Source organism: Rosenbergiella gaditana (assembly GCF_018494065.1).
GTDB classification, from domain to species: domain Bacteria; phylum Pseudomonadota; class Gammaproteobacteria; order Enterobacterales; family Enterobacteriaceae; genus Rosenbergiella; species Rosenbergiella gaditana.
This window is the reverse complement of record NZ_JABBFR010000007.1, coordinates 84,178-103,831: the sequence shown is the minus strand read 5'-3', so window position 1 is coordinate 103,831 and position 19,654 is coordinate 84,178. Positions and strand designations below refer to the sequence as shown.

Genomic DNA, 19,654 nt, shown 5'->3' with positions numbered 1-19,654 from the left:
AACATAAACCCACATCTGAGCCGATGATTTATGAAAAAAAATGAGATGCTATTCACATGCAAAGGCCAAAAATAAAAATTCAACTTCATAGAACAGTTATTGTTTTAGCCTGTTTAGCCTTAATGGTGCTATTGATGCAGGGCGCATCATGGTTCAGTTCTAGCCGCCAGAAAATCGAAACGTCACAAGCTGCAGAGCTCTCTCAGGGATTAGCGAATCAAGTGGCTTACAGTTTACTGCCTTATTTCACACAGGATGAGGTTGACCTCCCTGCGTTAACCGGAATACTCAACCACTTGGCGCAACAACCGCGGGTTATCGATGTGTCTCTCTATGATATCGATGGTTCTCGACTGGCACACAGCGGCCAATCGATGAGTGTTCGGAATCGATTAGGCTTAACGGGAGATCGGACAGGAAGCTATTCCACCCGCCAACTTGTGGTCCCTCTACAAACCCGTGAAGGTCCTCAAGGGTATTTAAGGCTCACCTTGGATACCCATACATTAGCCAGCGAAGCGCGTCATGTGGATAACACCACTAACTTGCTCCGCTTGATGTTATTACTGTCTCTCGCCATCGGTATTATTTTGGCCAGGACACTATTACGAGACCAACGTACGCATTGGCAACAGTCGCCCTATTTACTTACCGCACATCGCCCGATCACCCAACGGCATGATAAAGATAAGCACGGTCAGTAACCGATGCACTACACTAATAATGCCTGTAACGCGCTAAGAGTGGGAACTTGCCAGTCAGGCCTAATGGTCTCTGGAAGTGTTTTGTCGCCATGATCTAACCAACAGGTTTTCATTCCCGCGTTAATTCCACCCGCGATATCAGACTCCGGTGTATCACCGACCATTAGCGTACGCCCGGCTTGGCAACCTTCCAGTTGTTCCAAGGTATGCTGGAAAATCTCAGGAGCAGGCTTAGCCAGACCAAACTGCTCTGAAATAGTCAGGACTTGGAAATAGTGGCCCAGTCCGGTACTGGCTAAACGCGCATGCAGTAAGTCAGTAAAACCATTGGTAATGATCCCAAGACGGACGTGGGGTGCAATCGCGTCTAATAGAGCCTTAGCGCCGGGAAGAGGCTGACAGATCTCAGCCATCGACGCTAAAAATTGTTGATTGAGCGTGCTAGCAGGCAGATTAAGTACTTTCGCCCAAGGGTCAAAGCGTCGGGTCTTCAGTTGCTCCGCATCAATTTCATGCTGTTGGTAAGCTGTCCACAATGGCAGATTCAACGCTTGGTACTCTTGGTAATCTTCTTGGCTGAACGTCACCCCGTGCTGCGCGAACATCTTGTTCAGCCCTTTATAGGCATCGAATTCAAACAGTGTCTCATCGGCATCAAAAAGAATGCAGTCGAATTGTTTTATCAGCATAGTGCCTCGGAAAAATGGATTAGAGTGTTAACGCCATGATCAGCGCATCCTCACGCCCAGTGGCGCTTGGATAATAATTAAGACGTCGTGACACTTCATTGAAGTCGAGTGACTCATAGAGTCCAATGGCCGGTAAGTTTGAGGCGCGGACTTCTAGCCATAGCATCATGACCTCGCGCTCTACTAATCGTTCGCTTAATGCCATGATCAGTTGACGAGCGATCCCCCGACGTTGAAAGGCCGGTGAGACGGCAATATTAAACAGTGAGGCCTCATCAAGTACCACTTGGCAAATCGCGAAACCCGCCAGTTCTCCCTCTTGATCAGCACGTAAGTTAATAAAACGCTCACCTTGGTTTGCTTGAAAGGTAGCCGCACTCCAAGGATGTGAATGGCACTGGGTTTCAATAGTGAAAGCGTGTTCCCACTCCACGGGCTGAAGTTCAGAGATTGTTATCATAGTCACAAAATTGCTGCCATAAGATACGTTTAGCCTCAGCGGTATTGACTAAGGTAGTAAAAGACGGAGAGTAGAGTTGCTGCTCCGCATAACGATGTTGAGGATCGTGGCCAACAAACCAGAGTAAACAGGATAACGACTGAGGGAGCAAAGGGAGTTGCTCCACCGTGAGATAGAGCACATAGGCCGATTCAAACGCTAGACTGCGAAGCACATCATTAATGAAAGGGTGGTGAATCTCATCACGCTGTAAACCGACAATCACGAGTTTCGTTGTCGGTCTGATGGCAATTGCCACTTCGCCGTGTAAGACTTCGGGGCGCCGTAAACGGTACTGGTCTATCCCCATTTGCGCTAATAACCAGTCTCGTCTCTCTGTCATTTTTATCCACTCAACAAATGCTTACGCTGCTATGCTAGCAAAACCATCGAACCCACGCCAATAAACCTCTATAATCGCCCCACTTATGAAAGAGGAGTTACCATGTCTGCTTATATGCCGGCCAGCGAAGTGCTGTTGCGCCACGAGGAAGAGTTCGAACATCGCCATATTATTTTTGCCGGTGACCTGCAGGATATGTTACCTGCACAATTAACCACGGCCTCTACCCGTGTTTTTACACAGCAGTTCCACCACTGGCAAGCGTTAAGCCAGCAATTAGAAGAACGTGCGCAATTTGGGCTTTATGCTACCGCTGAACACTTAGCAGGCTGTGATACCCTAATTTATTACTGGCCTAAAAATAAACCTGAAGCGGCTTTTCAACTCGCCAATCTACTGGCTCTATTACCAGTGGGTAGCGATATTTTTGTGGTAGGTGAAAACCGCAGCGGCGTGCGTAGCGCGGAAAACGTAATCGAACAATATAGTACGCTTGAGAAAATTGATAGTGCTAGACGTTGTGGCTTATACCATGGACGACTTGATCACCAAGCAGAATTCAATATCGATAACTACTATGATGCCTATCAGCTCGATCATCTCACCATTAAAACCCTTCCCGGTGTCTTCAGTCGTGATGGACTGGATAATGGCAGTGCGCTCTTACTGTCGACACTGACTCCTCATACCAAAGGAAAGGTATTAGACCTAGGTTGTGGTGCGGGGGTACTGGCCGCAAGTTTGAAGCAGCACTCTCCTAAAGTCCGTTTATGGTTAACCGATGTGAACGCTGCTGCCATTGCCGCCAGCCAAGCGACATTAGCTGTTAACGATATAGAAGGTGAAGTGTTCGCCAGTAATGTCTTCTCTAATGTCCAAGGACGGTTTGATATGATTCTTTCAAACCCTCCGTTTCATGAAGGACTACAAACTAGCCTAGATGCGGCGCATGCGTTAATCAGGGGTGCAGCGAATCACCTGAGTAGTGGCGGGGAACTACGGATTGTGGCGAATGCCTTTTTACCCTATCCACAAGTATTAGAAGAGACTTTCGGCCATTACGAAATTCTGGCACAAACCGGTAAATTTCGGGTGTACCGCAGTGTGTGGGGAAGAAATAAGCGTTAATCACTTTACGCTTTTCTTACATTCTCTTCGTGAAAGCGAAGAGAATTTATTTCCTCGTCCGGTTGAGATCAGACCTCCTGTCCTGCTTTAGCCCCGCTTTATTTCTTCAATACATTTAGTTAAATTCGTTTATACTTTGCCACCTAATAGTGAAGTTAGGCATCTGCATGACAAGGGAGAAAAACGATGAGCCTGCAGTCCGTCCGAGATTTTTTTTCGGAGCATGCCCCCGATATTGAAGTGATTGAGATGAATCAAAGCACTGCGACTGTCGATATGGCCGCACGTGCGCATGGCGTTGCACCTGGACAAATCGCTAAGACCTTATCACTTAAAATTAAACACAATATCGTGTTAATCGTGATGCGCGGCGATGCGCGGCTAGACAATAAAAAGTTAAAAGAGACTTTCGGCGCAAAAGCTCGCATGTTAACCGTTGACGAAGTCATTATTGCTACAGGCCATCCGGTTGGCGGCGTTTGTCCTTTTGGACTCGAAAATCCGTTACAAATTTATTGTGATCGCAGTTTGGAAGATTTCGATGAAGTGTTACCGGCTGCAGGGGCTGTTCATAGCGCTGTCCGTCTTTCTCCCCAGCGTATGGCTGAGTTAACAGACGCCAAATGGATTGACGTCTGCCAATAACCCTACTGGCGCTCTACCCCTTTTGCGCCAGAAATTTCCATTCCTCGGGTTTCACGTCCAAACGCTGCCAAGATAAAAATCAGTACCGCAACCGTTCCGGCAACAATGGCCATCCCTATGCCATAATTGCCGCTATTCAGCGCAGCAATCTTCGACTGCAATGTGGCGTTAACCGAAGCAATTAAATTACCTAATTGGTAAACGAACCCCGGGAGTACGGCACGGGCATTGGCGGGAACTAACTCGGTTAGCCAGCTTGGGATAACGCCCCATGCGCCTTGGACCATAAATTGCATTAGGAATGCGCCAACGCCAATCATGACCGAACCACTGGCGAAAGCCCATAGCGGTAGAACGGGTAACGCGAGAAACGTTGCTATCATGATCGCTTTTTTGCGACCAATTTTTTCAGATAACACGCCAAAAAATACACCGCCCAACATCGCAGCGATATTGTAGCAAATCGCGATAATACTCACTGTGTGAGCATCAAATTGATGCTGAACTTTTAAGAAGGTTGGATAGAGATCTTGAGTTCCGTGACTGAAAAAATTGAAGCAAGCCATTAACAGCACGAGGTAGCCGCATACCCGAAGATTATTTTTGATAATCGGTAGTAATGCGTGGCTCTCTTTACGGGCTTTTGAGGCGAGCCAAACCGGTGATTCCGGTACATTAAAGTAGATAAACGGCAGCAATAAGACAGGGAATGCACCAAGTAAAAACATCCCACGCCAGCCCACATACCCATAAAACAGACCAAAAATAATGGATGCTAACAGGTAGCCACAAGGATAACCGGCTTGAAAGATCCCCGACATAAGTCCGCGAGAGCGATCAGGGATGGTCTCCATGGCTAATGATGAGGCAACGCCCCATATTCCACCCATCGCCACACCGTAGATCACACGTAGTAGCAAAAACACGGTAAAAGTGGGAGACCAAGCTGACAATAATTCAAAAACTGAAAATAGCGCGACGTTAAACATTAAGATGGGCCGTCGACCATATTTCTCTGCTAAACGCCCAAAAATCAATGCACCGATGGGGCGGACGGCCAGCGTTAACATGATAGCAACTGAGATATCTGTCACTGACGTCTTGAAATAATCCGCTAAATCACTCAGTACAAAAACTAAAATAAAAAAATCGAATGCATCAAGCATCCAACTTAAAAAGCTTGCTGTTGCAACATTACGCTGCGTTGATGTCCAACCAAACATAGTTCTATCCTAGCCAGTAAAAGAAAAATACCCCACCGCTACACGCGATACGGCGGGAAAACCTTATAATTTTGTTTAACCTTTATAGCATCTTTTACTAGCAGAAAAAGCGGCCGTTACATCACAAAAAATCAAATGTAACAATTAACCAGCAGCTTTCAGCACATTAGAACTTGCCACTATCGGTAATAACATCATTAGAATAATTAAATAGTTAGCTAAGGGTAGGTTAGCGACATCGTTCATCATTAAGATGAAATCCTCCCAGACAGCAGAAGTAAATTTGGTGGGTAAAAGCCAAGCGAAGTGAAAAATAAGGGAGTGTTTAAGGAATGGACAAGGAAGAGGGGGATCTGTTGAGGAGCATCATAGATGACGCCCCTCAATATAATTAGCGGTAAATGATCTCGCCTGAAAACATCCGTAAAATTTTACCTTCTACATCAGTAATCAGCACATAACTGCCGCCAAAGTAAGTCCAGTGGCTACCCGCACTCGGTGCCGGGAGTTTACGCAACTGCCATTTACTGATGGTGTACTGCGCGGTGCGATACATAGCAGGAACCGTGTCGCCTGCTTGATATTGTTTGAAGTCACCAGTGAAGCTGGCCAATTCTAAAGGATCGTTGAATTTTTTCGCCTCAGGTTCGCTAGGTGCTGCAGGAGCGGGTTGCTCAACCGCAGGTTGTTGTACATCAGGTACTGTAGTGGGCTGATTAACGGTGGTTTCACTGTCATCCGTATCATGATGATCAGCACAACTCACGGTTAGGAATGAAACGGTTAGCCCCACCACTAACGCCTTAGCAGTGGAAGATAATGAATTAAACATACTGACTCCTGATGACCTGAAAACCGTACAACAACGGACGTGATGACTAAGGGCTACATCATAGCATTAGTTAAGGATTTGACGATCAGTTATTGCTGAAAGATCCTGCCCAGATTAAGGGGAGAAAAATAGCGTCTGTGGCAGCGCTATACAATCCAATGATGACTTATTCGCCCCATAAAAAAGAGCGCGACTTGCGCGCTCTTATCATTTAACCGCGTCGAGACTAATTATTTCGCGCCAGTACCGATGATGAAAGCTTGCGCGTTTGGCGACGATGGACGATACAGCCCGCAGCGACCACTAACAGCGTCAAGATACCGGTTGAGATAACCTCTGACTGGTGTCCCGGAATAAATAGCATGCTACCAAGAATACCGATAATCACTGCGATAATGGCATACGTCAGACCGGGGAAGAGCCACATTTTGTAATCCAATACTTTACCTTTTTGCTCACACCGCTTACGCATGACTAATTGTGAGAACGCAATCACTAAGTACACCAGTAGCGCTATTGCCCCGGAGCTGGCCAATAAGAAATCAAACACCGCCGCGGGGGCAAGATAATTAGCGATAACCGCTAAGAAAGCCACTGCCGTTGAAAAGATCACCGCCATATAAGGAGTGCCTTTAGCGTTGGTTTTCGCAATGGCCGCTGGCGCATCTTTACGCTTGGCTAAGGAGAACAACATCCGTGATGAGGTATAAAGTGCCGAATTGAGGCAACTACACACCGCAGTCAACACAATAACATCGACGATTAAGCGCGCGTGAGGTATCCCGATCATTTCAAGAACAGTTTGATAGGATCCATTTGCTGCCAAATCTGGAGAATTCCAAGGCACTAACGCGACGATGAAGAAAATCGACAATAAATAAAATAATGCAATTCGCCAAATGACCGAGTTGGTTGCGCGTGAGATCTCCTTGCCAGGATTACGTGATTCTGCCGCCGCAATGGTGACAATTTCTGTGCCCATAAAGGAGAACATGGTAGTTAATATGGCAGAAAGCACTGCGCCAATTCCGCGAGGCATAAATCCACCGCTGTCGTAAAGGTGGCTAATACCACTGACTTGGCTACTTGGTAGAAGACCAAAGATCGCCGCTGCGCCCAAGGCGAGGAAAGCAACAATCGCACAGACTTTAATTAGGGCTAACCAGAATTCGAATTCGCCGTAATTTTTAACGCTGAATAAGTTGGTGACGGTCAAAATCAGGGTAATAAATAAGGTAAATTGCCAGATTGCGACGCTTGGGACCCATGCATTGAGAATGGTGGCCGCAGCATTCGCTTCTAGCGGGATGACTAACACCCAAAACCACCAATAAAGCCAACCGATGGTGAACCCTGCCCAACGTCCTAAAGCTTGTGATGCATAGGTGGAAAACGATCCAGAATCCGGCGTATTGACGGCCATCTCAGCCAGCATACGCATAATAAAGACGACCAATGCGCCGGCAATAATATAAGCAAACAGCACCGCAGGACCCGCAGCTGCAATGGCATGCCCAGATCCTACAAATAATCCTGCACCAATCACACCGCCGATTGATAGCATACGAATATGACGGGACTTAAGTCCTTGAGAGAGGGTATCGCTACTCGCTGGTAATTCATTCATACTTATTCCCCGAGACGGGATAGCGATAAACTACCCCATCACTTACTGACTAATGTTCAAGGCTACCCTGTCGATAGCCCGGTGAATTAAGTGGCATGCTGTGTTAGCGCTCCGCTTAAAATCTTAACGCCTTTGCGGAATTGGTCAGTTGGGATAGTTAACGGATAAAGAAAACGTATAACATTACCTTTCTGACCACAGGTTAACAGCAGTAAGCCTTGTGACATCGCGGTGTCTTGAATAGCCTTGGCTATGTGTGCATCCTTAAGTTCTACCGCAATCATTGAGCCTAACCCTCTGACTTGCTCAATCGCCGAACAATGTTGGGATAACTCCGTCAGAGTCTCGACCAGTTCATTGCCCAACTTGTTCGCTTTCGCACAGAGATCTTCTTCTTCGATAATCTCAAGTACTGTGTTTGCCGCGGCAATCGCTAAGGGGTTGCCCGCATAGGTTCCCCCCAGTCCACCTGGATTCGGCGCATCCATGATTTCAGCGCGACCGCTTACTGCTGACAAGGGATACCCTCCTGCTAAACTCTTTGCCATAGTGATGATGTCAGCCTTGGCAGTGAAGTGTTCCATTGCAAAAAGCTTGCCAGTTCTGGCGAAACCACTTTGCACTTCATCTGCTATCAATAAAATGCCATATTGATCAGCAATATCACGCAGTGCTTGCATAAACTCTTGCGGCACAACGCGGAATCCCCCCTCGCCCTGAATCGGTTCAATGACCAGCGCCGCAACGTTATGCGGGGCGATATCGCAGCTAAAAATATCGTGCAAACTTTCCAATGCTTGCTCACTGCTGACCTTTTTCCCATCAGGGAAACGAGCATGGAACACAGAGGGAACCATTGGACCGAAGTCCTGCTTGTAAGGTGCAACCTTACCGGTCATCGCCATCGTCATCATTGTCCGGCCATGAAAGGAACCGGTAAAAGTGATCACCCCATGACGACCGGTTGCACTGCGTGCAATTTTTACTGCGTTTTCTAATGCTTCCGCTCCCGTCGAGAAGAACGCCGTCTTGGCCGGCCCCTGCACAGGAACACGTTGATTGATACGTTCGGCTAAAGTGATATAACTTTCGTAAGGAACGATCTGAAACGCAGTATGCGTAAATTTCTGAAGTTGTTCCGTGACCGCCTCCGTAATTTTAGGATGTCGATGACCAGTATTTAATACGGCTATCCCTCCGGCGAAGTCGATGAACTCTCGACCATCTGTGCTCCAAATTGTGGCATTTTCTGCACGATCGACGTACCACTCACACATTACTGCACTACCACGGGGCAAAGCCTGTGCTTTACGTTGATTGAGACTTTCGTTAGTTCCGCTCATCTGTTTCTTCCACTCACCATTAAAATCATTAGACTTAATTATTTATCCTTGATACAGATCGATAGCGAGAGCCATTTACTATTAAAAAGAAGGTACCAATTGCGATCCCTGTATGCCGATCACTTACTGGCTAGGTTACAAAAATATCCTAATGGAAAATTGCACCACCGTTTATTACAGGTATTGCAACTAGCAATCACGGAAGGTATTTTTCCGCCGGAAACACGTTTGCCTGCAAGCCGGGATCTCGCCAAAGAGCTGAATGTTTCACGAAATACGGTGCTCAATGCTTACGAATCACTGTTATCTGAAGGCTATGTCACGGCCCGTACGGGGAGTGGTACCTGGGTGGCAAAAATGCTGCCGGAATTTTCACCGGAACCGGTGCAACCACAATCGCTGGAAAATCAGCGGGTGCTACCTGCGCATAGCCTTTCCACTCGTGGTTCTGAACTACTCGGCTATGCGAATGCTTCCCCCTACCAATGGGGAGCCTTTGTCCCTGGTGCGCCAGATGTCACAGCCTTCCCTCATCAGCTATTACGTAAAATTGAGAATCGCCTGCAAAAGGCTCCGCAGATCGATCAACTCATTTACAGTAATGGCGGAGGCTGCCCGCAGCTTCGACAAGCACTGAGTGAATATTTACGCGTTACTCGCTCCGTAAAGGCCGAAGCAGAGCAAATTATTATCACGGAAGGTATTCACCAAACTGTTGACCTTATCTCTAGGGTACTCGCAGATGTTAACGATCCGGTCTGGGTGGAGGATCCTGGATACTGGGGAACTCGCAATATCCTTAGGTGTAATGGCCTGCAGCTTCATGCCCTCCCCGTCGATGCTGACGGCATAATCCCCAATACCCATAGCGCACCGATCCCGAAAATGGTCTTCGTAACGCCTTCACACCAATACCCACTCGGTGGACTGATGTCGTTGGTACGACGCCAACAGTTACTCGACATGGCGCGCCGCCAGCGATTTTGGATTATCGAGGATGATTACGATAGCGAATTCCGTTTCTCCAACCCGCCACATCCTGCGTTACAGGGACTTGAGGAAAATGCCCCCGTCATTTATATGGGGACCTTTAGTAAAACGCTCTATCCCGCGTTGAGAATGGGCTATTTGGTAGTGCCGAAGAGCTTAAGTCATCCACTGCGTACGGCCGCAGCAGAACTCTATCGTGGTGGCCACTTAATTAAACAGCGCGCCATTGCTGAATTTATTCGAGAGGGGCATTTCGCCGCCCATATACGTCGAATGCGACTGCTTTATCATCAACGCCGACAGTTTCTTTTAGGATTGATCTCGCGATATTTGGGCAACGATTTTTTGCCCCGATATAGCCATGATGCTGGCCTTCATCTGGTTTTGTCGCTACCAGACGGCTGTGACGACGTGGCTATCGCCAACCGTGCATTACATCAGGGAGTGATTGCCCGTGCGTTGTCTCAATATTATTTGACGCCACAACAGGAAAGAGGGCTTTTGCTGGGATATGCCTGTGTAGATGAGCCCGCACTCTTTTCGGCCTTTACCGCATTGCGACACTGTTTATGTCAGGAAGGTATTATTGAGCAGTAACAGAATGAAAGCCGGGCAGCCTTGTACCCGCTGCCCGGCTTTAAAATTAGCGGCGATCCCGCCACACGGTCTGGATATTACAGAACTCATGTAGACCAAAATGGTTCAATTCACGCCCATAACCACTCTTTTTCACCCCACCGATAGTGACCCTTGGGTCAGAAGCACCATAGCCATTCACAAACACCGCACCGGTCTCCAGATGACGTGTCAGCATATCGGCGACTTCTGTGTTAGCCGTCCATACCGTAGCGGCCAAGCCAAAGTCGCTATTATTTGCTAGCTCAAGGGCATGTTGTGCATCGCGTGCCACACTTAACGTAGCAACGGGACCAAACACCTCTTCACGAAATGCGGTCATCGTTTCGCTGACATCAGCTAAAATAGTTGGGGCATAGTAGTTTCCTTCACCCGCCACTTTTTCGCCACCACAGACCAGACGTGCCCCTTCAGCTAAGGTTTTTTCTACCTGTTGGTGCAGCTCATCACGGAGATCGTAGCGCGCCATGGGCCCCAGATAGGTATTGTCGAGTGTCGGATCGCCCATTGAGAGCTCAGCCACTGCCTGCGTAAATTTCTGCTCAAATTTTTGAGCAATACTCTCTTCAATAATAAATCGCTTGGCCGCCATACACACTTGCCCGGTATTCTGGTAGCGACCAATCACCGCTGCTTTGACTGCCTCATCAAGATCCGCGTCAGCTAAGACAATAAAGGGATCCGACCCGCCTAATTCAAGTACCGTTTTCTTCAATGCTGCCCCAGCTTGGGCCGCAATGGCCGATCCTGCGCGCACGCTACCTGTGACAGCGACGGCGGCAATTCTTGAATCGGCAATCAGTGAAGATACCCCTTCGTTGTCAATATTGACCACATCGAAAAGACCTGCAGGCGCATCAAGCTTGTCGAAGATATCCTTCATCAAATAGGCGCAGCCCATCACATTCGGCGCATGCTTAAGCAGATAGGTATTGCCAGCCAATAGCATACCCGCTGCCCCACGTAGAATTTGCCAGTAAGGGAAATTCCACGGCATTACCGCAAGAATTGTTCCGAGAGGTCTGAATTCCTGCCACGCTTTGCTATCTTCAACTTGTGTTGGCTGTGGTGCTAATACTGCAGGGCCATGCTCGGCATACCATTCACAGACTTGAGCACATTTATTCACTTCGGCACGAGATTGGCTAATCGGTTTACCCATTTCGCGCGTTGCCATCGCGGCTAACTCTTCGTTACGTTCACGCAATGCCGTCGCAAGCTGTAATAGCACGTTACGGCGGTCTTCTAACGAGACTTCACGCCAGTTTTTTTGGGCAGCGGCAGTGCGGCGGACAATCGCCTCACACTCACTTTGACTGATAAAAGGATAATCTTTAATCATGTGACCATTGGCCGGATTACGAGAATGTGGTTGTGACATAGCGACCTCATAATAAATTAATTAATGTTGACGACAACCTTAATTACTTTTTTAAACCAATAAAAATGAATAATTAAAACAAAGTTATTCTCTTTTTGAGAATAACTAGTAATAGCTGGATTACGGTGCCTCGGTCCCGTTGTCACCCTTCATTACGCCCTCGTCTTCGCCAGTGTTGACCATCGTATTGATAATATCCACTTCATCAATCACCGGATTTAACGCAGCCGTTAAGGGGGAACTGACCAAACCATCGGTAAGAGGGACGTGCGCAACAGACTCTTCTTGCAAACGCTTAGGCACTGGCAAGGTTTTCCAGCTCAAAGCGAAAATCGTTCCACCGCATAATACAAAGAAGAGATAAAGCATATTTCCCCCAAAGGATTCCATCAGTACCCCGGTGAATAACGGGCCAATACTGGCACCAATCCCGTAAGACATCAGTAGACAAGCCGTTAGGGAGACACGGCGTTCAGGAGTGATTCGATCATTGGCAATGGCGACCGCCAAAGGATAAAGCGCAAACTGCACCATGCTTGCTAAAAAAGCGATCGACATCAGTACTACAAAAGAGATATGCACCAAAAAAACTAGAGGTATTGAGGCTAAGACATACAGTGAAGAGGTGGCTAACAATAGCCTTTGTCGCTCATAACGATCAGAGAGCCAACTTAGGGGAAACTGAGTCACCAATCCGGCAAAAATCGTTAATGCCATAAATAGGCCAACCTGTGAAGTATTGAACGACAAGGTACTGGCATACACGGGGGCCATCCCATAAAAGGCGCCAATAATCATCCCCGTCACTAAGGTGATGGCCAATAAACGCGGGATATTTTTAAAGAAGTAACCGAGCTCTAAAGGGGCTGGCGACATCGGCTGAACCTTGAGCCGCGTCGTTAAGGCGATCGGTACCAAACAGAGCGAGAAACAGAGTCCCACGATTAATAAGGGGAAAAGTTGATTACTGAAATGCAGCGTTAAGATCACTTGCCCTGCTGAGAGCCCTAAATAGGTAGCCACCATATAGAGACCAAAAATCACGCCGCGTTGCTGAGGTTCAGCCTGATCGTTTAACCAACTCTCTAGCACCATATATTGGCACATCATGGCTAAGCCGATAATAAATCGTAGGGCGATCCATACTGGCACCCAATCCGTCATACCATGACCTATCACCGAAGCGGTGATGATTCCGGCACAGGCGACGTAAGCACGAATGTGTCCGACACGGGCAATTAAGTTATGACCAACTTTGCCGCCAATGACCAAGCCAATATAGTTTGCGGCAGTAATGGCGCCGATCATTGCGCCGGAAACGTGTTGCAGACTCAAGCGCAGGGAAACCCAGGTCGTGAGTAATCCTGAACCGAGCAGTAAAAGAAGCGTTGCAAAATATAAAGGCAGAAAGGTATTAATAATTTTGTGCATAGCAGTAGTCCAAAGAGTGATTACGATGGTGCTGACACGGTTAAGGACAAAAAAGGCTGGAGAAACTCCAGCCCTTGTTGCGACTTTATAGATTAGGGAAGTTAATATGATTCCCCGGTGCTTCACGATTAAGGTGGATAAAGTTCAGGTGTCTTTCATACTGATCCAGCATGTCGATAATCACCTGCTCCTTACTGTAGCCGATTAAATCATTGCCTTGGCTACCTTCGACCAAGAAGGTTTCTAAACGATAGTAGGTCGATTTACCGCTTCGTGCACGATAGGTAAAGCCCGGTATCGCATATTTCTGCGGCCAAATTTCGTATAAGAAGTTCTGTTCCTCCCCGAGGTTTACCATGAGAGAAAGATGGCCCAAGCCCCCTTCTTCTTCTGGTGGCAAACGTTGCAGTTCGACATTCGCCCCTCTCACCTCCAGCTCTTTCGCGACATCTTGCATAGCCGGATAACATACCGTGTCCATCATCTGTTCAGTATAACGACTTCCTGGATAGGTCATTAACCGCGTCAGACGTTTCTTCCATGAAAGACGATCATTAGCATTGGCCAAGTACGGGGCAGTATCTCTATTTGCACTGGCGCGGCGGAAGTCTTCAACGCGTAATGATTTGAATAATCCTGCCATCACAAAGAATATGACGAAACTAAACGGCAGTCCCATGATCACCGTCGTATTTTGCAGGGCAGAAATACCGTTGGTCATCAACATCCCTAAGGTTAAGACACCAATAGTGACTGACCAGAAAATACGCACCCAGTTAGGCGAATCGGAGTTGATATCCTTCAAACGAGTGGTAAAGTTCCCTAACACTAACGAGCCAGAGTCCGCAGAGGTCACGTAAAACAGTAAACCGGTAATGGTGGCAACTGAGGCACTAAAGGTAAAGCCGGGGTAGTGCGCTAATAGACTATAGAAACCGCGTTCAGGGTGAGCGAGCACCTCTTGAGCAAAGGCATGATCACCATGAATGATTTCATAAAGAGAGGCATTACCAAATACTGATAACCACAATAATGTGAAGGTAAATGGAATAATCAGAGTACCTAATACGAACTCACGAATCGTCCGTCCACGGCTAATACGCGCCAAAAATAGTCCAACAAACGGTGACCAAGCGACCCACCATGCCCAGAAAAAGAGCGTCCAGTTGTTCATCCATTGAGTCGGGCGATCAAAGGCAAAGGTATCAAGCGCCATACCCATAAAACGGTTAACGTAGTCACCGATGTTCAGCACGATAGCATTGAGCAGGAAGCTGGTATCGCCGACACATAAGACGAAAATAATCAATCCCAGCGCGAGCAAGACATTTAGCTCAGAGAGCAGTCGAATCCCTTTGTCCACTCCTGAGGTTACAGAGATGGTCGCAATCACAACCGAGAGCACAATCAGCGCCGCTTTAGCCGCTAAGCTATCTGGCACATGGAACAGAACGCTTAATCCGTAGTTTAGCTGTACTACGCCAATACCGAGAGTGGTCGCAATACCGAAAATTGTCCCGATTACCGCAGCAATGTCGACGGTGTGGCCAATCGCCCCGTTCACTCGTTTACCAAAAATCGGGTATAACGCAGAGCGGATGGTGAGAGGCAGATTATACCGATAGCTAAAGTAACCTAGTGCTATCCCCATCAAGGCATACATCGACCAGCCAGTAATACCATAGTGGAAGAGCGTCCAGACCATCGACTGACGCGCAGCTTCAATAGTTTCGCCTGCGCCTTGTGGTGGCTGCATATATTGTGTCACGGGCTCGGCAACCGAGAAGAACATTAAGTCGATGCCGATACCAGCGGCGAAGAGCATTGCCGCCCAACTGGAGAGACTAAACTCAGGTTTAGATTGTTCGGGCCCCAATTTGATTGAACCATAGCGGGAGGCTGCGATATAGAGTACGAAGACCATATACAGCACTGCCGCCAGCATGTAGTACCAGCCGAAAGTCGCTGATACCCAGTTCACTGTTTTCAGTATCCAGGCCGCAGAGAGGTCACTATAAAGAATAGTGGTCAACGCAAATAATAAAATCAGTCCGGCTGATGTATAAAAAACAACCGGATTAATTTTATTATTTCCGGTAGCAGGTGGTGTTGTCATTCTTTACCTCAATCCTCTTTCCAGGGTAAGTAAAATCATTAGGCCGATGCTTAACCGAGTAAGTATTGCATCGATTAGCATTTTTGAAAGGCCTACTTCTTTTTTATCTTCCCCAGCATAACAATTTATTTTTTTATATTGAACAATCAATCAAAAAAAGTTTTAATAAAGGGGATTTGATAATTCAGGAGTAACGGTGATGCCTAAAGTAGGTATGCAACCCATTCGGCAGCGGCAATTGATTGATGCCACCCTTGCAACAATTAATGAAGTGGGGCTGCATTACGCCACGATTTCGCAGATTGCAAAACGGGCTGGGGTCTCAACTGGCATCATTAGTCACTACTTCGGTGATAAAAATGGACTGCTTGAAGCCACGATGCGCGATATTACGTCTAAACTTCAACTAGCCATCTTGGGAAGGTTAAAAACATTAACACATGCCTCGGCTGAAGAGCGACTAAGCGCCATCGTTGATGCGAACTTCGACGAAACGCAAGTCCATCCCGCCGTTGCTAAAGCTTGGTTAGATTTTTGGGCTAGCAGCCTGCACCAACCTGGATTGCACCGATTACAAAAAATTAGTAGCCGTCGGTTATTCTCAACGCTTACGGCTGAGTTTCATAAAGTATTAGAAAAAGAACCCGCACGTGTTGCGGGATACGGGTTAGCGGCACTGATTGACGGACTATGGTTACGTGCGGCGCTCAGCGGAGATCCCTTTGATCCGCAAATGATTAAACCCATTACTCGACAATTTATTCGCCAACAATTGGCGAATACTCACTCTTAAAGACGGAGAACAACGATGTCCCAATTCGCTGAACAGTTACTGTATATCGATGGTGCCTACGTCCCAGCACAGAGCGGTTCCACGTTTGAGACGGTTAACCCTGCAAACGGTAATGTGTTAGCCAAGGTTCACGCCGCGGGTAAAGCCGATGTGGATAAAGCGGTAACCGCCGCGCGTAAAGGTCAAAAAATTTGGGCCGCAAAAACCGCGATGGAGCGCTCTCGCATTTTACGCAAAGCCGTCGATATTCTACGCGAACGTAATGATGAACTGGCCGCATTGGAGACCCTCGATACGGGTAAACCTTTCAGTGAGACCTCTGCCGTGGATATCGTGACCGGTGCCGATGTCTTGGAATACTACGCTGGATTAATCCCTGCCATTGAGGGTCAACAAATTCCCCTGCGTGATACCTCTTTTGTCTACACACGTCGTGAACCCTTAGGCGTTGTCGCTGGGATTGGTGCGTGGAACTACCCTATTCAAATCGCGTTATGGAAATCCGCTCCTGCTTTAGCCGCAGGGAATGCGATGATTTTCAAACCGAGCGAAGTGACCCCGCTGACAGCCCTTAAACTGGCTGAAATTTATACCGAAGCAGGCGTACCAAACGGTGTCTTTAACGTATTACCTGGCTTAGGTGCGGAAACCGGGCAGGCACTCACCGAGCACCCAGGTATTGATAAAGTTTCCTTTACCGGCGGTGTGATCAGTGGCCGTAAAGTGATGGCTAATGCAGCAGGATCAACCCTGAAAGATGTCACCATGGAGCTTGGCGGCAAATCACCGTTAATCATCTGTGAAGATGCCGACCTCGACCTCGCTGCCGATATCGCCATGATGGCGAATTTCTACAGCTCAGGCCAAGTTTGTACCAATGGCACCCGTGTGTTTATTCCAGCGCAACATAAAGCTGAATTTGAACAAAAAATCCTCGCACGTGTTAAGAATATCCGTGCCGGTGACGTCAACGATGCTGAGACTAACTTCGGGCCATTAGTGAGCTTTGCCCACCGCGACAACGTGATGCGCTTCATTGAATCCGGTATCAAAGGAGGAGCAACTCTTCTGGCCGGTGGCAAACGTATGACGGGTAAAGATTTCGATAACGGTGCTTGGGTCGAACCTACTGTGTTTACCGATTGCCGTGACGATATGGAAATCGTACAGGAAGAAATTTTTGGACCGGTAATGTCCATTCTTAGCTATGAAGATGAAGCGGAAGTTATTCGTCGCGCAAACGATACTAACTTCGGCCTCGCAGCAGGTGTCGTTACACAAGAACTGAATCGTGCACACCGTATTATTCACCAACTGGAAGCTGGTATTTGCTGGATTAATACTTGGGGTGAATCGGCAGCAGAAATGCCTGTCGGCGGCTATAAACACTCTGGCGTTGGCCGTGAGAATGGATTAGTGACCTTAGAACACTACACCCAGATCAAATCGGTACAAGTTGAACTGGAACGTTTCCAGTCAGTATTTTAATCCACAGAATTAAGGGATAAATAATGGAATACGATTATATCATTATTGGTGCAGGTTCTGCCGGTAACGTACTGGCTACACGCCTTACTGAAGATAAAGATACAACAGTTCTCCTGCTTGAAGCGGGAGGCCCAGATTATCGCTTGGACTTCCGTACGCAAATGCCTGCAGCGTTAGCCTTTCCCCTCCAAGGCCGCCGCTATAACTGGGCATATGAAACTGAGCCAGAACCGTATATGAATAACCGTCGCATGGAATGTGGACGTGGTAAAGGCTTAGGCGGTTCGTCCTTAATTAATGGGATGTGTTATATCCGTGGTAACGCGATGGATCTCGATGGCTGGGCGAAACGTCCGGGCTTGGAGAACTGGAGCTACTTAGACTGCCTACCTTACTATCGTAAAGCAGAAACTCGCGATATTGGTGCTAATGACTATCACGGTGGCGAAGGCCCGGTTAGCGTCGCGACGCCAAAAACGGGTAACAACCCTCTGTTTGCTGCCATGATTGAAGCGGGTGTCCAAGCAGGCTATCCACGCACTGATGATCTCAACGGTTATCAGCAAGAAGGTTTTGGTCCAATGGATCGTACCGTCACGCCAAATGGACGTCGTGCGAGTACTGGTAGAGGCTATCTTGATCAAGCGAAAAGCCGTAGCAACTTGACGATTGTCACGCATGCTACCACCGATAAAATCGTGTTTAATGGTAAACGTGCGAGCGGTGTCGATTACCTCACCGGCAGCAGTAAAACGACACAACACGCCGATGCTCGCCGTGAAGTATTACTCTGTGCAGGAGCAATTGCTTCACCACAGATATTGCAACGTTCAGGTGTTGGCTCTGCTGAATTATTGAATAAATTCAATATTCCGGTGGTACACGACCTGCCGGGTGTTGGCGAGAACCTTATGGACCACTTAGAGCTGTACTTACAGTACGAGTGTAAAGAGCCTGTCTCGTTATATCCGGCGCTGCAAATGCACAATCAGCCTAAAATTGGGGCGCAATGGCTATTCCAAGGTAAAGGAATCGGCGCGAGCAACCAGTTTGAAGCGGGTGGATTTATCCGTAGCCGTGAAGAATTTGAATGGCCAAATATTCAGTACCACTTCTTACCTGTTGCCATCAATTATAACGGGACTAATGCTGTCGACGAACATGGCTTCCAATGTCACGTAGGATCGATGCGTTCCCCAAGCCGTGGCCATGTCCGTATTAAGTCTAACGACCCTTACGAACATCCCGCAATCCTGTTCAATTATATGTCTCACGAACAGGACTGGCAGGAATTCCGTGACTGTATTCGTCTGACTCGCGAGATCATCAATCAACCCGCATTGGATAAGTATCGTGGGCGTGAAATCAGTCCTGGTCTTGACTGTCAAACCGATGAGCAGCTGGATGAATTCGTCCGTGATCATGGCGAAACCGCTTACCACCCATGCGGAACGTGTAAAATGGGTACCGACCCGATGGCTGTGGTAGATAACGAAGGTCGAGTACATGGAATGCAAGGGCTTCGGGTGGTTGACGCCTCAATCATGCCTGAGATTATTACGGGTAACTTGAACGCAACTACCATCATGATTGGTGAAAAAATCGCTGATATGATCCGTGGTAAAGCCGCTCTACCACGCAGTACGGCAAGTTACTATGTGGCAGGTGATGCGCCGGCTCGTAAAGAACCGATGAGAAAAGAAGCATAACTTCCTGACGAGAGTTCAAGGGTGATACTTAGCGTATCACCCTTTTTTTTTGCCTAAATCCCCCTCTTCCTCCCTAT

16 protein-coding genes and 1 pseudogene are annotated in these 19,654 nt (G+C 47.7%); 7 read left to right on the top strand and 10 right to left on the bottom strand.

All coding sequences use genetic code 11. From position 1 onward, the window contains the following. Window positions 1-56: 56 nt before the first annotated feature. Window positions 57-704, top strand: coding sequence for a YtjB family periplasmic protein (locus tag HH682_RS07095; protein WP_214236889.1), 648 nt, complete (start codon window positions 57-59; stop codon window positions 702-704). 8 nt (window positions 705-712) lie between these two features. Here HH682_RS07095 and yjjG read toward each other — a convergent pair whose 3' ends face one another. The 3 genes from yjjG to HH682_RS07080 are packed head-to-tail and all read right to left on the bottom strand — an operon-like array spanning window position 713 to window position 2,235. Beyond that, window positions 713-1,390, bottom strand: a complete 678-nt coding sequence (yjjG, locus tag HH682_RS07090) for a pyrimidine 5'-nucleotidase (protein ID WP_214236937.1) — start codon at window positions 1,388-1,390, stop codon at window positions 713-715. A gap of 22 nt (window positions 1,391-1,412) precedes the next feature. After that, on the bottom strand, window positions 1,413-1,853 hold the full coding sequence (gene rimI, locus HH682_RS07085) for a ribosomal protein S18-alanine N-acetyltransferase (protein ID WP_214236936.1): 441 nt from the start codon (window positions 1,851-1,853) through the stop codon (window positions 1,413-1,415). Continuing rightward, entirely contained in the window at window positions 1,837-2,235 is a 399-nt protein-coding gene (locus HH682_RS07080; RefSeq protein ID WP_214236888.1) for a DNA polymerase III subunit psi, read from the bottom strand. Before HH682_RS07080 ends, rimI begins: the two co-directional genes overlap by 17 nt. A 102-nt stretch (window positions 2,236-2,337) precedes the next feature. Here HH682_RS07080 and rsmC point away from each other — a divergent pair, with 102 nt between their 5' ends. Beyond that, window positions 2,338-3,363: a 16S rRNA (guanine(1207)-N(2))-methyltransferase RsmC gene (rsmC, locus tag HH682_RS07075; protein ID WP_214236887.1), complete on the top strand. Its 1,026-nt coding sequence runs from the start codon at window positions 2,338-2,340 to the stop codon at window positions 3,361-3,363. Window positions 3,364-3,549: 186 nt separating this feature from the next. Beyond that, a complete protein-coding gene (locus tag HH682_RS07070) occupies window positions 3,550-4,008 on the top strand; it encodes a YbaK/EbsC family protein (protein WP_214236886.1) in 459 nt (152 codons plus the stop codon). A 2-nt stretch (window positions 4,009-4,010) separates the two neighbouring features. Here HH682_RS07070 and HH682_RS07065 read toward each other — a convergent pair whose 3' ends face one another. The 4 genes and pseudogenes from HH682_RS07065 to gabT form a co-directional block, all read right to left on the bottom strand. After that, window positions 4,011-5,231 (bottom strand): MFS transporter, encoded by a 1,221-nt coding sequence (locus tag HH682_RS07065; RefSeq protein ID WP_214236885.1) that lies wholly within the window; start codon window positions 5,229-5,231, stop codon window positions 4,011-4,013. A 391-nt stretch (window positions 5,232-5,622) separates the two neighbouring features. Beyond that, window positions 5,623-5,844 (bottom strand): annotated as a pseudogene (locus tag HH682_RS16025) (RcnB family protein); the annotation flags it as partial. 445 nt (window positions 5,845-6,289) lie between these two features. Continuing rightward, complete coding sequence (gene gabP, locus HH682_RS07055; RefSeq protein WP_214236883.1) at window positions 6,290-7,690, bottom strand: GABA permease; 1,401 nt, start codon at window positions 7,688-7,690, stop codon at window positions 6,290-6,292. A gap of 86 nt (window positions 7,691-7,776) precedes the next feature. Beyond that, on the bottom strand, window positions 7,777-9,033 hold the full coding sequence (gene gabT, locus HH682_RS07050; protein ID WP_214236882.1) for a 4-aminobutyrate--2-oxoglutarate transaminase: 1,257 nt from the start codon (window positions 9,031-9,033) through the stop codon (window positions 7,777-7,779). A gap of 99 nt (window positions 9,034-9,132) precedes the next feature. On the opposite strand from gabT, the gene pdxR reads away from it, so the two are divergent. After that, a complete protein-coding gene (pdxR, locus tag HH682_RS07045; protein WP_214236881.1) occupies window positions 9,133-10,620 on the top strand; it encodes a MocR-like pyridoxine biosynthesis transcription factor PdxR in 1,488 nt (495 codons plus the stop codon). A gap of 46 nt (window positions 10,621-10,666) precedes the next feature. Here the strand turns inward: pdxR and HH682_RS07040 are convergent, their stop codons facing one another. The 3 genes from HH682_RS07040 to HH682_RS07030 all read right to left on the bottom strand — a co-directional run bounded on the left by HH682_RS07040 (window position 10,667) and on the right by HH682_RS07030 (window position 15,587). Next, entirely contained in the window at window positions 10,667-12,040 is a 1,374-nt protein-coding gene (locus tag HH682_RS07040) for an aldehyde dehydrogenase family protein (protein WP_214236880.1), read from the bottom strand. A 120-nt stretch (window positions 12,041-12,160) separates the two neighbouring features. Then, window positions 12,161-13,471, bottom strand: coding sequence for an MFS transporter (locus HH682_RS07035; RefSeq protein ID WP_214236879.1), 1,311 nt, complete (start codon window positions 13,469-13,471; stop codon window positions 12,161-12,163). An 85-nt stretch (window positions 13,472-13,556) separates the two neighbouring features. Then, window positions 13,557-15,587 carry a choline transporter gene (locus tag HH682_RS07030; RefSeq protein ID WP_214236878.1) on the bottom strand — a complete coding sequence of 677 codons (2,031 nt, stop codon included), beginning with the start codon at window positions 15,585-15,587 and terminating at the stop codon, window positions 13,557-13,559. Window positions 15,588-15,786: 199 nt separating this feature from the next. Here HH682_RS07030 and betI point away from each other — a divergent pair, with 199 nt between their 5' ends. The 3 genes from betI to betA are packed head-to-tail and all read left to right on the top strand — an operon-like array spanning window position 15,787 to window position 19,577. Next, window positions 15,787-16,380 (top strand): transcriptional regulator BetI, encoded by a 594-nt coding sequence (gene betI / locus HH682_RS07025; protein ID WP_214236935.1) that lies wholly within the window; start codon window positions 15,787-15,789, stop codon window positions 16,378-16,380. Between the two features lie 15 nt (window positions 16,381-16,395). Further along, a complete protein-coding gene (betB, locus tag HH682_RS07020) occupies window positions 16,396-17,868 on the top strand; it encodes a betaine-aldehyde dehydrogenase (protein WP_214236877.1) in 1,473 nt (490 codons plus the stop codon). 23 nt (window positions 17,869-17,891) lie between these two features. Then, entirely contained in the window at window positions 17,892-19,577 is a 1,686-nt protein-coding gene (gene betA / locus HH682_RS07015) for a choline dehydrogenase (protein ID WP_214236876.1), read from the top strand. The last annotated feature ends 77 nt before the right edge of the window (window positions 19,578-19,654 follow it).

Excerpts from the sequence above, each read along its gene's own strand:
- HH682_RS07095 (WP_214236889.1), top strand. The coding sequence starts at position 57 with ATGCAAAGGCCAAAAATAAAAATTCAACTTCATAGAACAGTTATTGTT.
- rimI (WP_214236936.1), bottom strand. The coding sequence starts at position 1,853 with ATGATAACAATCTCTGAACTTCAGCCCGTGGAGTGGGAACACGCTTTC.
- HH682_RS07080 (WP_214236888.1), bottom strand. The coding sequence starts at position 2,235 with ATGACAGAGAGACGAGACTGGTTATTAGCGCAAATGGGGATAGACCAG.
- rsmC (WP_214236887.1), top strand. The coding sequence starts at position 2,338 with ATGTCTGCTTATATGCCGGCCAGCGAAGTGCTGTTGCGCCACGAGGAA.
- HH682_RS07070 (WP_214236886.1), top strand. The coding sequence starts at position 3,550 with ATGAGCCTGCAGTCCGTCCGAGATTTTTTTTCGGAGCATGCCCCCGAT.
- HH682_RS07065 (WP_214236885.1), bottom strand. The coding sequence starts at position 5,231 with ATGTTTGGTTGGACATCAACGCAGCGTAATGTTGCAACAGCAAGCTTT.
- gabP (WP_214236883.1), bottom strand. The coding sequence starts at position 7,690 with ATGAATGAATTACCAGCGAGTAGCGATACCCTCTCTCAAGGACTTAAG.
- gabT (WP_214236882.1), bottom strand. The coding sequence starts at position 9,033 with ATGAGCGGAACTAACGAAAGTCTCAATCAACGTAAAGCACAGGCTTTG.
- HH682_RS07040 (WP_214236880.1), bottom strand. The coding sequence starts at position 12,040 with ATGTCACAACCACATTCTCGTAATCCGGCCAATGGTCACATGATTAAA.
- HH682_RS07035 (WP_214236879.1), bottom strand. The coding sequence starts at position 13,471 with ATGCACAAAATTATTAATACCTTTCTGCCTTTATATTTTGCAACGCTT.
- HH682_RS07030 (WP_214236878.1), bottom strand. The coding sequence starts at position 15,587 with ATGACAACACCACCTGCTACCGGAAATAATAAAATTAATCCGGTTGTT.
- betI (WP_214236935.1), top strand. The coding sequence starts at position 15,787 with ATGCCTAAAGTAGGTATGCAACCCATTCGGCAGCGGCAATTGATTGAT.
- betB (WP_214236877.1), top strand. The coding sequence starts at position 16,396 with ATGTCCCAATTCGCTGAACAGTTACTGTATATCGATGGTGCCTACGTC.
- betA (WP_214236876.1), top strand. The coding sequence starts at position 17,892 with ATGGAATACGATTATATCATTATTGGTGCAGGTTCTGCCGGTAACGTA.